General features: G+C 33.9%; 10 protein-coding genes and 1 tRNA gene. 7 read left to right on the top strand and 4 right to left on the bottom strand.

All coding sequences use genetic code 11. The features are described 5' to 3' along the window. Positions 1 to 386 precede the first annotated feature (386 nt). From AX016_RS00320 to AX016_RS00305, 4 genes are all read right to left on the bottom strand, one after another. On the bottom strand, positions 387 to 578 hold the full coding sequence (locus tag AX016_RS00320; RefSeq protein ID WP_013621600.1) for a cold-shock protein: 192 nt from the start codon (positions 576 to 578) through the stop codon (positions 387 to 389). A gap of 68 nt (positions 579 to 646) precedes the next feature. Beyond that, positions 647 to 2,113 carry a glutamate synthase subunit beta gene (locus AX016_RS00315; protein WP_100893697.1) on the bottom strand — a complete coding sequence of 489 codons (1,467 nt, stop codon included), beginning with the start codon at positions 2,111 to 2,113 and terminating at the stop codon, positions 647 to 649. 6 nt (positions 2,114 to 2,119) lie between these two features. Next, positions 2,120 to 6,631: a glutamate synthase large subunit gene (gene gltB / locus AX016_RS00310; RefSeq protein ID WP_100893696.1), complete on the bottom strand. Its 4,512-nt coding sequence runs from the start codon at positions 6,629 to 6,631 to the stop codon at positions 2,120 to 2,122. A gap of 235 nt (positions 6,632 to 6,866) precedes the next feature. Continuing rightward, complete coding sequence (locus AX016_RS00305; RefSeq protein WP_100893695.1) at positions 6,867 to 8,009, bottom strand: acyl-CoA dehydrogenase; 1,143 nt, start codon at positions 8,007 to 8,009, stop codon at positions 6,867 to 6,869. Positions 8,010 to 8,313: 304 nt separating this feature from the next. On the opposite strand from AX016_RS00305, the gene AX016_RS00300 reads away from it, so the two are divergent. The 7 genes from AX016_RS00300 (at position 8,314) to AX016_RS00270 (ending at position 14,377) form a co-directional block, all read left to right on the top strand. Beyond that, positions 8,314 to 9,540, top strand: a complete 1,227-nt coding sequence (locus AX016_RS00300; protein ID WP_100893694.1) for a Glu/Leu/Phe/Val dehydrogenase dimerization domain-containing protein — start codon at positions 8,314 to 8,316, stop codon at positions 9,538 to 9,540. Positions 9,541 to 9,561: 21 nt separating this feature from the next. Next, the gene (gene nhaD / locus AX016_RS00295) at positions 9,562 to 10,896 is read left to right on the top strand and encodes a sodium:proton antiporter NhaD (RefSeq protein ID WP_100893693.1); all 1,335 of its coding nucleotides are present in this window, start codon (positions 9,562 to 9,564) and stop codon (positions 10,894 to 10,896) included. 50 nt (positions 10,897 to 10,946) lie between these two features. Further along, positions 10,947 to 11,639 (top strand): MotA/TolQ/ExbB proton channel family protein, encoded by a 693-nt coding sequence (locus AX016_RS00290; protein ID WP_100893692.1) that lies wholly within the window; start codon positions 10,947 to 10,949, stop codon positions 11,637 to 11,639. 10 nt (positions 11,640 to 11,649) lie between these two features. After that, on the top strand, positions 11,650 to 12,036 hold the full coding sequence (locus tag AX016_RS00285) for an ExbD/TolR family protein (protein WP_100893691.1): 387 nt from the start codon (positions 11,650 to 11,652) through the stop codon (positions 12,034 to 12,036). Beyond that, positions 12,036 to 12,947 (top strand): energy transducer TonB, encoded by a 912-nt coding sequence (locus tag AX016_RS00280; protein ID WP_100893690.1) that lies wholly within the window; start codon positions 12,036 to 12,038, stop codon positions 12,945 to 12,947. Before AX016_RS00285 ends, AX016_RS00280 begins: the two co-directional genes overlap by 1 nt. Positions 12,948 to 13,001: 54 nt before the next feature. Then, the gene (locus AX016_RS00275) at positions 13,002 to 14,213 is read left to right on the top strand and encodes a bifunctional folylpolyglutamate synthase/dihydrofolate synthase (RefSeq protein ID WP_100893689.1); all 1,212 of its coding nucleotides are present in this window, start codon (positions 13,002 to 13,004) and stop codon (positions 14,211 to 14,213) included. Positions 14,214 to 14,302: 89 nt separating this feature from the next. Then, positions 14,303 to 14,377, top strand: a tRNA-Val gene (locus AX016_RS00270). Positions 14,378 to 14,660 lie beyond the last annotated feature (283 nt).

The following is a 14,660-nucleotide window of genomic DNA, read 5'->3' as shown; positions in this document are numbered from 1 at the left end:
AAAAGTGGGTGTAAAAAAAATATTAGTGAAGATATATCATAATGTATTTCATCTATTAATCGATATTTTATGTAGATAATAGAATGTTGTGTAGGAATTTTTTAATCATAAAACTTAGAGTTTTGTTTTTTATAATTGTCCTAGTTTAATTCTATTCAAGATGAAATTTAGTTTTTGTTTATCGCTTTTTTAATTTGATAAAAAGAATTATTTAAAAATTGTGATGTAAACCTACGCAATTGTGCTTTTTGTATAAGTATGTTGCTGCTTATACTGTATATTATATATGTTTGAGAATTTATGATGCAAGTAGTATTTAAAAAAACAAAAAAGCCTGTTGTATAAAACAACAGGCTTTGCATGTAATAAGTTAAATTCTTTATATATTAAAGGACTTCAACGTTTACTGCATTAGGTCCTTTTTTACCTTCTTCAACGTCATAACTAACTTTGTCTCCTTCAGCTATTTCGTGAGTTAATCCACTGATGTGAACAAAAACGTCTTTACCACCATCATCTGGAGTGATAAAACCGAAACCTTTAGAGTCGTTAAAAAATTTTACTGTACCGTTACTCATAATTTTATTTTTAATTTAAAGTGCAAAGATAGTATAATATCAATACAAAGTGATTTTTATTTTTTTTTCTAAACTCTAGGTAAATCGCCTTCTCCTTTTAATGGTAAAGTAGAACTTCCTGTTAGGTAAACATCTACGTGATGCGCAGCCTGTCTGCCTTCAGAGATGGCCCATACTATTAAAGATTGACCTCTTCTTTGGTCGCCAGCTACAAAAACACCAGGTACGTTAGTCATATAGTTTTTTGCAGAGGCTTTAATATTTGTTCTAGGATCTGCTTCTAAGCCTAGTTGTTGAGCTACAGTCATTTCCGATCCTGTAAAACCCATTGCAAGCAAAACTAAGTCGCATTTCCATTCTTTTTCTGTTCCAGGAACTTCTTTTAGGCTTGGTCTTTGTCCTGGAGTTTTAATCCACTCTACTTCTGAGGTAATTAATCCTTTTAAATTACCATCTTTATCTCCAACAAATTCCTTGGTAGAAATGCTAAAGAAACGTTCTGCACCTTCTTTATGAGAAGAGCTTGTACGTAAACGCATAGGCCAAAACGGCCAAGGCTGGTCTGCAGGCCTCTCTGGAGTTGCTTTGCTCATAATCTCAAAATTAGAGACAGAAGTAGCACCATGGCGTATAGATGTTCCTATGCAGTCAGATCCAGTATCTCCACCACCAATAACAATAACATCTTTGTTGGTTGCTTTTATTTCTTCGCCTAAATCTGTAATGCCATCTACGCGTTTGTTATTTTGTTTTAAAAAGTCCATTGCTTGTACAACACCTTTTAGTTCTGCTCCTTTTATTGGTAAGTTTCTACGTACTGTAGCGCCACCAGAAAGTACAACAGCATCAAAATCTTCTTTTAAGGTGTTTGCATCAATATCTACACCAATATGTGTATTGGTTTTAAACACTATGCCTTCTTCTTTTAGTACTTCTAATCTACGGTCAATAACGTTTTTCTCCATCTTAAAATCAGGAATGCCGTATCTTAATAATCCACCAACTTTAGCATCACGCTCAAAAACAGTAACCAAATGTCCGGCTCTGTTTAATTGTTGTGCAGTAGCTAAACCAGCAGGTCCAGACCCTACAACAGCAACTTTTTTACCTGTTCTAGTTTTTGGCGGTTGTGCAGTTATCCATCCGTTGGAAAAAGCAGTTTCAACAATATTTTTTTCAATATTTTCTATAGACACAGGGTCTTCATTAATACCTAATACACAAGCTTCCTCGCATGGAGCAGGGCATAAGCGACCAGTAAATTCAGGGAAGTTATTGGTAGAGTGCAATATGCTTGCAGCTTTTTCCCATTTTCCTTTGTAAACCGCATCATTAAAATCTGGAATTAAATTTCCTAATGGGCATCCACTATGGCAAAACGGAACTCCGCAATCCATACAACGTGCACCTTGGTCTTTTAATTCAGTTTCCTTTAATGGTTGTGTAAATTCTTTATAATTTTTTATACGCTCTTCTACAGGAGCATAGTCTTCTATTTTTCTTTCGAACTCTAAAAATCCAGTTATCTTTCCCATAGTGCTTTATATTATGCTAGCTTTTTCTTCTTCTTCTAATCTTTTTAATGCTTGACGGTATTCTTCAGGGAATACTTTAACAAACATTGGTAAACTGTTTTCCCAGTTTTCTAGCAAGCGTTGTGCCAGAGGACTCATAGTATAATTGTAATGACTTTCTATAAGGTCTTTTAGTTCTGCAATATCATTGGCTTCATCTACAGAAAGTAAATTAAGAGCTTCTTTATTGCAGTTTTTTTCAAACGTTTTGTTTGGGTCAAATACATAAGCAATACCGCCACTCATACCTGCTCCAAAATTACGACCTACTTCGCCTAAAATTACAGCTACACCACCAGTCATATATTCACAACCATGGTCTCCAATGCCTTCTACAACAGTTTTTGCTCCAGAGTTACGAACGCAAAAACGTTCACCTGCTTTACCATTTATATAGGCTCTACCAGCAGTAGCACCATATAAGGTTACATTACCTGTAATAACATTGTCTTCTGGAATTATAGTGGCACCTTCCGGTACTTTTATTACTAATTTACCTCCAGATAATCCTTTTCCTAAATAATCATTAGTATTACCATTAACTGTCATTGTTAAACCTCTGGTTGCAAAGGCACCAAAACTTTGTCCGGCAGAACCAGTAAAGTTTAAACGTAGCGTGTTTATAGGTAAGCCTTTTGCACCATAGGTCTTAGAAATTTCATTACTTATAATTGCACCAACTGCTCTGTCTGTATTTTTAATAGGAAAATCTAAGGTTAGTTTTTCTTTTCTAAATAAAGATGGGTGTGCTTTTTCTATAATTTTAAACTCTATAGATTTATATATATCGTGCTCTTGTTTTTGTGTGTTGTGAAGTTTGGTATCTACAGGTACATCTACTTGGTGTAAAATAGGAGTAAGGTCTATGCCTTCTGCTTTATAATGTTCTATAGCTTTGTTGCGATCTAGTTTTTGAACCTGACCTACCATTTCGTTTACAGTTCTAAAGCCTAGTTGCGCCATTATTTCTCTTAGTTCTTGAGCAATAAAGTACATGTAGTTAACTACGTGTTCTGGTTTTCCTTTAAACTTTTTACGCAGTTCAGGGTTTTGAGTAGCAATACCAACCGGACAAGTGTTTAAGTGGCAAACACGCATCATAATACAGCCAGAAGCCACTAAAGGAGCGGTAGCAAAACCAAATTCTTCTGCTCCAAGCAGACAGGCAATTGCTACATCACGACCTGTTTTTAGTTGTCCGTCGCATTCTACAACAACCCTGTTTCTAAGGTCGTTCATCACTAAGGTTTGTTGTGCTTCTGCAACACCTAGCTCCCATGGTAAACCTGCGTGTTTTAAAGATGTTAAAGGAGATGCTCCTGTGCCACCATCGTGACCAGAAATTAATACAACATCTGCTTTTGCTTTTGCTACACCCGCAGCTACAGTACCTACACCAACTTCTGATACTAATTTTACGTTTATTCTTGCTTCTCTGTTAGCAGATTTTAAATCGTAAATTAATTGAGATAAATCTTCAATTGAATAAATATCATGATGTGGAGGAGGGGAGATAAGCCCTACATACGGAGTAGAGTTTCTTGTTTTTGCTATAGAAGGATTTACTTTTGGTCCAGGCAATTGTCCACCTTCACCAGGTTTAGCACCTTGTGCCATTTTAATTTGTATTTCCTTAGCACTTGTTAGGTAGTTAGATGTAACACCAAACCTACCTGAAGCAACTTGTTTTATAGCGCTGTTTCTCCAATCTCCAGTTTCGTTTTTATAAAAACGTTCTGCATCTTCACCACCTTCACCAGAGTTGCTTTTGCCGCCAATACGGTTCATTGCAATGGCTAAATTTTCATGAGCTTCCTTGCTAATAGATCCGTAAGACATTGCTCCAGTTTTAAATCGCTTTACAATATCTGTCCATGGTTCTACCTCTTCAATAGGAATTGGGTCATAGTTAGAAAACTCAAACAAACCTCTAATGGTCATTAAATGTTTAGATTGTTCATTTATTAAACTAGAGTATTCCTTGTATGTGCTTGGTTCGTTATTACGAACTGCTTTTTGTAATTTGGCAATAGTAAGTGGGTTAAATAAGTGTTTTTCTCCATCTCTACGCCATCTATATGCGCCACCCATTTCTAACTCTAAATTAGCTGCTACTTCTTTAGTGTTAAATGCTTTTTGGTGTCTTTTTGCTATTTCTTTTTCTATTTGGTATAAGCCAATACCTTGTATTCTTGTAGGTGTGTTTGGAAAATATTTATCTACCACTTTGGTGTTTATACCAATACACTCAAACAATTGGGATCCTCGGTAAGAGTTTAAGGTAGATATCCCTATTTTGTTCATAACCTTTAACACGCCTTTTCCAATACCTTTGTTGTAGTTTTTTATAGCTTCATCAAAAGTAATGTCTGTAATGTCATTTTCTTCTATCTGTTCACCTATAATTTCGTTAACCAAATAAGGGTTTACAGCACTAGCTCCATAACCAAATAATAATGCAAAATGATGCACTTCTCTTGGCTCTGCAGATTCTATAATTACACTAAGTTTAGATCTTTTACCTAATTTTTGCAGTCCGCTATTTACAAAAGATAATGCCAATAGCGCAGGTATAGGAGCATTGTCCTTGTTTACATTTCTGTCTGATAAAATGATAATATTTGTACCGTTATCTATTGCTTTAGATGCCTGGTCTAATATAGATGCCAATGCTTCTTCTAGGGCGTTGTGTCCACGTTCTATTTTGTACAGAATAGGAATAGATGTTACTTTGTAATCTGGACTAGCATCATAGTTTTTTATCTTATCTAAATCTTCTTTAGATATTACAGGATTCTGAATTTTTAATTTGCGACAGTGTAATTCTGAAAAGTCAAAAATATTATGATCACTACCAAGGGTTAAGCTAATATCTGTAATTAGCTCTTCTCTAATACCATCTAAAGGAGGATTTGTTACTTGGGCAAATAGTTGCTTAAAGTAGTTGTATATAAGTTGTGGCTTTTCAGATAAAACGGCAATTGGCGTATCAGATCCCATAGAGCCAATAGGCTCTTTGGCAGACTTACCCATTGGTAATATAATGGTGTTTATATCTTCTAACGTATAGCCAAAAAGTGATTTTCTTTTTTCTAAGCTTTCTTCTCCTAAAAATAAAGGGCAGTCGTTATAAGGGATGTCTTTTAAATGCACCAAATTATTATCTAACCATTTTTGGTAAGGCTTTAATTGAGCAATTTTTTCTTTTATTTCTTCATCATTAACAATACGGCCTTCTTCCATATTTACTAAAAACATTTTTCCTGGCTCTAAACGTCCATGAAACTCAATGTTTTCTGGTTCTATATCTACTACACCAGTTTCTGATGACATAATTACGTAGCCATCTTTAGTAACAGAGTATCTAGAGGGTCTTAATCCGTTACGGTCTAGAACTGCTCCAATATAGTTGCCATCTGTAAAAGGTACAGATGCGGGTCCATCCCACGGCTCCATCATACAAGAGTTATACTCGTAAAATGCTCTTTTTGCAGGAGACATATCTGGGTTTTTTTCCCAAGCTTCAGGTACCATAATCATCATTACTTCTGGTAAAGATCTACCAGTCATTAACAACAGCTCTACTACCATATCCATTGTTGCAGAATCTGATTTTCCTGGTAATATTATAGGAAGTATATTTTTTATTTCATCACCAAATAAATCACTCTTTAGTAGTTCTTCTCTAGAGCGCATTCTAGATACATTACCGCGTAATGTGTTTATTTCTCCATTATGACACATATACCTAAACGGTTGTGCAAGATCCCAAGTAGGAAAGGTGTTGGTAGAAAAGCGTTGGTGAACAAGAGCAAGTCTTGTAACCACTCTTGGATCCATTAAATCTTTAAAGTAAAATTTAATGTCTTGTGGCATTAAAAGACCTTTAAAAATAATGATTTTTGTAGATAAACTAGGAACGTAGAAAAATCCGCTTTCAGATAATTTAGAACTTAAAATAGTATGCTCTGTTACTTTACGAGCAATGTATAGTTTAAGGTTAAAAGCAGCATAATCTTGAGAACTATTTTCTTTAGCAATAAATATTTGCTTCACAAATGGCTCTGTTTCCATAGCTATGCGTCCTGGAACATTTTTGTTTACAGGTGCATCTCTCCAGCCTAACAATTGTAAGCCTTGCTTTTTTATGTTTTCTTCAAATACAGAGATACAAAAATCTCTTTGGTTTTCTTTTTGAGGTAAAAAGATGTTTGCAACAGCATATTCACCTGGTTCTGGTAAATTAAAATTACAAACCTCTACAAAATAATCATGTGGTATATCTATTAAAATACCAGCGCCATCTCCTGTTTTGCCATCAGAACTAACAGCACCACGGTGTTCTAGCTTGTCTAATATCTCTAAAGCTTTATGTATAATGTCGTTAGACTTCTTTCCTTTTAAGCTACAGATAAAACCAGCTCCACAATTATCATGTTCAAAATCCGGTAGGTATAACCCTTGTTTTTTCAGCTTCATAAATTATCACATTTCTTCAAATATATTATAATTGTTAAATTATGTTTAAAGAATGAGTAATAACCTAAAAATTAATTCATCATTTTCAGTGTATTGATAAATTAAATGAAATTTTAAATTTTTAAGGGTATGTAAATTATCAAATTCACAATGTTAATTTTTAGAATAGATATAAAAAAAGCTGCGCAATAATTTATTGCACAGCTTTTGTATAAAAACAAACGTATATTTCTAATTAATCTCTTAAAATGCTTCTAGAGATTACTATTTTCTGAATTTCAGAAGTACCTTCGTAAATCTGTGTAATTTTAGCATCTCTCATTAAACGCTCTACGTGGTAATCTTTTACAAAGCCATTACCACCGTGCACTTGTACAGCTTCTACAGAAACCTCCATAGCAACTTTAGATGCGTATAATTTAGCCATAGCTCCAGATAAATCATAATTCTCATGATTGTCTTTATCCATTGCAGCTTTGTAAACTAACATTCTTGCAGCTTCAATAGAAGTATGCATATCTGCTAATTTAAAAGCAATAGCTTGGTGGTTAGCAATCTCTGTACCAAATGCTTTTCTTTGTTTAGAGTATTTTAATGCTAATTCATAAGCACCTGCTGCAATACCTAATGCTTGTGCTGCAATACCAATTCTTCCGCCAGAAAGTGTTTTCATAGCAAATTTAAAACCAAAACCGTCTTCACCAATTCTGTTTTCTTTAGGTACTTTTACATCGTTAAAAATTAAAGAGTGAGTGTCACTACCTCTAATTCCTAATTTATTTTCTTTAGGACCAATTTCAAAACCTTCAGCACCTTTTTCAACAATAAGTGCATTAATTCCTTTGTAACCTTTTTCTACATCTGTTTGTGCAATTACAAGGTAGTAATCTGCAGAACTACCATTGGTAATCCAGTTTTTAGTACCATTTAATATGTAATGGTCTCCTTTATCTATTGCAGTAGTTTTTTGTGATGTGGCATCACTACCAGCTTCAGGCTCAGATAAACAAAAAGCGCCTATGCTTTCTCCTGTAGTTAACTTTGTTAAATATTTTTTCTTTTGTTCTTCGTTACCAAAAGTTTCTAGACCCCAACAAACAAGAGAGTTGTTTACAGAGACAATTACAGAGCAAGAAGCATCTACCTTAGATAATTCTTCCATTACTAGAACGTAAGATAGTGTGTCTAGACCGCTACCACCATATTTGGCATCAACCATCATTCCTAAAAAGCCTAATTCACCCATTTTTTTTACTTCTTCTTTAGGAAACCTTTGGGCGTCGTCTCTTTCAATTACTCCTGGTAATAATTCATTTTGAGCAAAATCTCTTGCTGCTTGCTGAATCATTAATTGTTCTTCTGTTAACTTAAAGTCCATCTTATTGCGATAATGTTAATTTATGTGTACAAATATAGGTTTATATTGTGATATATTCAACAGCATTGAGCTCTCTTTCTCCGTGTTTTAATGCTGTTCAACGTAAAATTAATGAAAAATTAATCATTCTATGACTGTTAAAAGTTTAAAAATGCCGCAATATTTTTATATTTGTTGAATTGAATTTTTATTAATTGATTTAATATCAAAATTATGAGACAGCAGTAACTCCCGTTTGGGAGGGATATTTTTAACACAATAGCGATGCATAAATAATGTTACATAATTTTACAATCAATTTAAAATGAAAGATTTACTACAAAAATACGAGGATAAACAACCTGAAATAGTTTTTAACTGGAAAGATTCTGAAACTGAAGCCGAAGGGTGGACAGTTATAAATTCTTTACGTGGAGGTGCTGCCGGTGGTGGTACAAGAATGCGTAAAGGTTTAGATATGAACGAGGTTCTTTCTTTAGCAAAAACTATGGAGGTTAAGTTTACAGTTTCTGGACCAGCAATTGGTGGTGCAAAATCTGGAATTAATTTTGATCCAAATGACCCTAGAAAAAAAGGTGTTTTAAAGCGTTGGTATAATGCTGTTGCTCCTTTGTTAAAAAGTTATTATGGTACCGGTGGAGATTTAAATGTAGATGAAATACATGAAGTAATTCCTATAACAGAAGATGCTGGTGTTTGGCACCCACAAGAAGGTGTTTTTAACGGTCACTTTAAACCTACAGAAGCAGATAAAATTAACCGTATAGGTCAATTAAGACTAGGAGTAATAAAAGTAATAGAGAGTAGTACATACTCGCCATCTGTAGAGCGTAAGTATACAGTTGCAGATATGATTACTGGTTTTGGTGTTGCTGAAGCGGCAAAACATTTTTATGATATATATGGTGGTACCATTAAAGGAAAACGTGCAATAGTACAGGGTTTTGGTAATGTTGGTGCAGCAGCGGCATATTATTTAAGCCAAATGGGAGCTAAAATAGTAGGTATTATAGATCGTGATGGTGGTGTAATTAATAAAGAAGGTTTTTCTTTTGATGAAATAAAAGAATTTTACCTTGCCAAAAACGGAAACACGCTTGTAGCAGAGAATATGATTCCGTTTGATGAAATAAATAAACAAATTTGGGGATTAGAAGCAGAAATTTTTGCACCTTGTGCAGCTTCAAGATTAATTACCAAAGAGCAAATAACACAGTTAATAGATACAGGCTTAGAAGTTATTACTTGCGGCGCTAATGTACCATTTGCAGATAAAGAAATTTTCTTTGGTCCTATTATGGAATATACAGATGAGCGTGTAAGTTTAATTCCAGATTTTATATCTAACTGTGGTATGGCAAGAGTATTTGCTTACTTTATGGAAAGAAGAGTAGAAATGAATGACGAGTTAGTTTTTCAAGACACATCTGAAACCATTAAAAAAGCAATGCAGAATGTATATAAAAACAACGCATCTAAAAAAGAGCTAAGTAAAACAGCCTTTGAGATAGCATTAAAACAATTAATATAAACTAAACTAAGAAGAAGAAGAATGGAGACCATTATAATAATTATTTTTTTTGTTGGTTATTTGGCAATAACCTTAGAGCACAATCTTAAAATAGATAAGTTAATACCTGCACTTGCAATGATGGCATTGTTATGGGCAGTAATAGCTTTGGCTCATATGCCAGTTTTTGAAGTTGATGCGGCTTTGCGAGAATTAGCGCCTAGCCACGTAGATGAAATTTTACTACATCATTTAGGTAAAACTGCAGAAATATTGGTCTTTTTATTAGGAGCAATGACCATTGTAGAAATCATAGATTACTTTAATGGCTTTGCAACAATCAAAGGGTTTATAAAAACAAAAAGTAAACGTAAATTATTATGGTTGTTCTCGATTCTTGCTTTTATCTTATCAGCAATTATAGATAACCTAACAGCTACAATTGTATTAATAACAATTTTACAAAAAGTAATTAGAAACAAAGAAACTCGTTTGTGGTTTGCTGGTATGATTATTATTGCGGCTAATGCAGGTGGTGCTTGGTCTCCTATTGGTGATGTTACTACAACAATGCTTTGGATTGCAGAAAAGGTTTCTGCAGCGCAATTAGTAGAACACGTATTTGTACCGTCTGTAATATGTATGGTTGTACCAACATTTATAGCTAGTAGATTTAAAGCTTTTAAAGGTAATATTGAAGATGTTGAAGAAGCAGATAGTGAAAAGAAATCTAAATTTGGATCTACAATGTTATACTTAGGTTTAGGGGCTATTGTTTTTGTTCCTTTCTTTAAAACAATAACACATTTGCCTCCTTATGTAGGTATGATGCTTTCTTTAGCTATTGTTGCAACATTTGCAGAAATATACAGTAATTCTAAATTTAGTATTTCTAATGTAGATGGTGAAAGTGAAGCTGCTTCTCATCACAGTCCAGTTCACCATTCTTTATCTAAGATAGAGTTGCCAAGTATCTTATTTTTCTTAGGTATTTTATTAGCAGTGGCTGCATTAGAATCTTTAGGTATGTTGTTTCACTTTGCAGAAAACTTAAATGCTGCAATTCCAAATTCAGATTTTGTTGTAATGTTATTAGGTGCAGGTTCTGCAGTTATAGATAACGTTCCGTTAGTAGCTGCAAGTATTGGTATGTTTCCACAAGGTATGGATGATCCATTATGGCACTTTATTGCATATTCTGCTGGTACAGGTGGTAGTATGTTAATAATAGGTTCTGCTGCAGGTGTAGTTGCAATGGGTATGGAGAAAATTGATTTCTTCTGGTATTTTAAGAAAATAGCTTGGTTAGCATTAGTAGGATTTTTAGCAGGTGCTGGCTGTTTTATTTTAATTAGAGATTTTATACTAAACGCATAATTTTATTTGTAAAATAGCGTTATAAGAGCAACTTAAATACTGGAAAATATATGTTATTGTTTCAAGATGCTGCTAATGAGGTGGTAATGGGAGAAAGTGTATCCGAAGAAAAAACACTATCGGTAATAGATTTAATTGTAAATGGTGGTGCAGGAAGTATTATCATTATAGGAATTTTAGCAATTCTATTATTTGTTGCTCTATATATTTATTTTGAAAGAATCTTTGCAATAAAGGCTGCTTCTAAAATTGATAAAAATTTTATGAATCAGATTAAAGATCATATAACAAATGGTAAGCTAGATGCTGCCCGTATGTTGTGTGCGCAAACAGATTCTCCAGTAGCAAGACTTACTGAAAAAGGGGTTTCTAGAATAGGAAAACCTTTAGATGATATAAATACAGCAATTGAAAATGCTGGAACATTAGAAGTATATAAGTTAGAGAAAAATGTAAGTATTTTAGCTACTGTTGCTGGTGCTGCACCAATGATTGGTTTCTTAGGAACTGTAATTGGTATGATTTTGGCATTCCATGAAATGGCATCTGCAGGCGGACAAGCAGAAATGGGTTCTTTAGCATCTGGTATATATACGGCAATGACAACAACTGTTGCAGGTTTAGTAGTAGGTATTATTGCTTATATTGGGTACAATCATCTTGTAAACAGAACAGGTAAGGTTGTACATGCGATGGAGGCAAACGCTGTAGACTTTTTAGATTTATTAAACGAACCACTTTAAATTCCTTTAGATGAAATTAAAAGGAAGAAATAAAGTAAGTCCAGACTTTAGTATGTCGTCTATGACGGACATTGTGTTTTTGTTGTTGGTATTTTTTATGTTAACATCAAACGCGCCAAATGCATTAGATCTGTTGCTTCCAAAGGCAAAAGGGAAGTCAACCAATACACAAAATGTATCTGTAAGTATTAATAAAAACTTAGAGTATTTTGTGAATAGTGAAAAAATAAACGGGAAGTATATTGAAATTGAATTAAAGAAAGCACTAGAAGGTCAAGAAAAACCAACAATTATTTTAAGGGCAGAAGAAACAGTACCTGTTAAAGAGGCAGTAAATGTTATGGATATTGCTAATAAAAATAATTACAAGGTTATCTTAGCTGTGCGAGCTAAATAATGTCGTTCTTAGATACCAAACACAAGAAAAAATCTTTTACGCTTACAACTTTGTTGCTAAGCGTACTCTTGTTGTTGCTTTTTTATTTTGGATTTACAACTATGGATCCTCCAGAAGAAAAAGGTATTGCGGTTAATTTTGGCCAGATGGATTTTGGTAAGGGTAACGTGCAACCAAAAGAAAAAATAAAGTCTGAACCAGTAAAAACAACCAAAGAAGTTGTAGAAGAACAGCAAGAAGAGGTAAAGCCAGTTGCAGAACCAGAAGTGCAGCAAGAATCTGCGCAGGAAAAGGCTGCAGAAAAATTGGTTACACAAGATAACGAAGAATCTATTTTAATAAAGCAAAAGCAAGAAGCTAAACGCAAGGCAGATGCTGCAGCAAAAAAAGCCAAAGCAGAAGCAGAGCGTAAAGAGCAGCAACGTGTTGCAGCAGAAAAGGCTGAGGCAGAACGTAAACGTAAAGCAGAACAGGCTAAAAGAGATAAGGTAGATAACCTTTTTGGTGGTTTAGCTAAGTCTGACGGTAAAGCTACCGGAGGTGAAGGAGATGATAATAAAGCTGGTGACAAGGGTAATCCGCAAGGAAATCCATATGCAACTAGTTACTATGGTTCTCCTGGATCTGGAAGCGGCGGTTCTGGTTACGGATTGTCAGGACGAAAACTTTTAAATAAAGGCCAGGTTAAGCAAGATTGTAATGAGGAGGGTAGAGTAGTAGTAAAAATAGTAGTAGACCGTAATGGCAAAGTGCTATCTGCAACTGCAGGTGTAAAAGGTACTACTAATAACCACCCTTGTTTGTTAAAACCAGCAGAGGCAACAGCACGTTTACATAAATGGAATTTAGATACTAAGGCACCAAGTAGACAAATAGGATTTGTTGTTGTAAACTTTAAATTAGGAGAGTAATTATCTAAAATTACGTTAATTTTACTTCTTATTTACTCAATTTAATAAACTTTAATGACATATAGCCAAACGTTAGATTGGATGTTTGCACAACTTCCAATATACCAAAACAAAGGAAAATCTGCGTTTAATGGTAAGTTAGATAATATAAAGCTATTTTCTAAAGCTTTAGGCTCTCCAGAAAAACAGTTTAAAAGTATACACGTAGCAGGTACCAATGGTAAAGGCTCTAGTAGTCATATGTTAGCGTCTATTTTACAAGAGGCAGGCTATAAAGTTGGTTTGTATACTTCTCCGCATTTAAAAGATTTTAGGGAGCGTATTAGAATTAATGGCGATAAAATTCCGCAAAGTCACGTAATAAAATTTGTAGAAGATAATATGTCTTTTTTTAAAGCGCATAAACTTTCTTTTTTTGAGATGACAGTAGCAATGGCTTTTGCATACTTTGCAAATGAGAATGTGGATATTGCAATTATAGAAGTTGGTTTGGGCGGAAGATTAGATTCTACCAATATAATTACACCAGAGGTTTCATTAATAACAAACATAGGGTTAGACCATACAGATTTATTAGGAGATACTCTTGAGAAAATTGCTGTAGAAAAAGGAGGGATTATTAAAAATAATATTCCGGTTGTAGTAAGTGAAAATCAAACGGAGACTGCACCAATTTTTGAAGAAATTGCAAATTTAAAAAACGCACCAATATTTTTTGCAGATTCTATTTTGGTAAAAACATACAAAACATCTTTGTTGGGTAATTATCAGCAAAAAAATATAAAAGGTGTTTTAGCTACACTTAAGCAATTAAAAGAATTTACAATTACTAATAGTGCAATTGAAAAAGGGCTGCTAAATGTGGTAGAAAATACCGGATTAATGGGAAGGTGGCAACTTTTACAAGAGCAACCTAGGGTAATTTGTGACACAGCACATAATAAAGAAGGCTTAAGTTTAACTATAAAACAGTTGGAGGCACAAAAATACGAGTCGCTTTTTATTGTCTTGGGAGTTGTTAAGGATAAGAATTTGGATGCTATTTTACCTCTTTTTCCAAAAAATGCAAATTATTTTTTCTGTTGTCCAAAAATAGAAAGAGGGTTAAATGCAGAGGAGTTAAAAGGTGAAGCAAGTGGTTTTTTGTTGCAGGGTAATGCTTATTCGTCTGTAAAAGAAGCACTTGAAAAAGCAAAATCTTTAGCGAAAAAAGAAGATTTAATTTACGTTGGAGGTAGCACTTTTGTTGTTGCAGAAATAGTTTAATTTTTTTTCATTTTTTATTTGCGAGAAATGAAAAACAGTTATATATTTGCACTCGCAATACGGAAAACAAATTTCTAAATTGTGAATGAGGGCTCTTAGCTCAGTTGGTTCAGAGCACCTGCCTTACAAGCAGGGGGTCACTGGTTCGAATCCAGTAGGGCCCACAGTAACAAAAAGCTTCCGATTTATCGGGAGCTTTTTTGTTTTATATCATTTTAATAGAATAGATTCTTAATCTGTCATTATCTTTAAAAAATGACTATTTATCAAAATAAATCCAACTATTATTTCTTTGTTAACAGTAGGTTTCGGTATTTTTGATTATTTTAAAAAATAAATTATCAATATTAGATAATTAGTGTTAAACGTTTGAAATTACTGTAATTGAGGTGTTCTTAGTTTTCCTTTTTTCTACCTTTACGTTATATTAACTTAAAACTATATATT

Source organism: Cellulophaga sp. RHA19 (assembly GCF_002813425.1).
Taxonomy (GTDB): domain Bacteria; phylum Bacteroidota; class Bacteroidia; order Flavobacteriales; family Flavobacteriaceae; genus Cellulophaga.
This window is presented reverse-complemented; position numbering and strand designations above follow the sequence as displayed.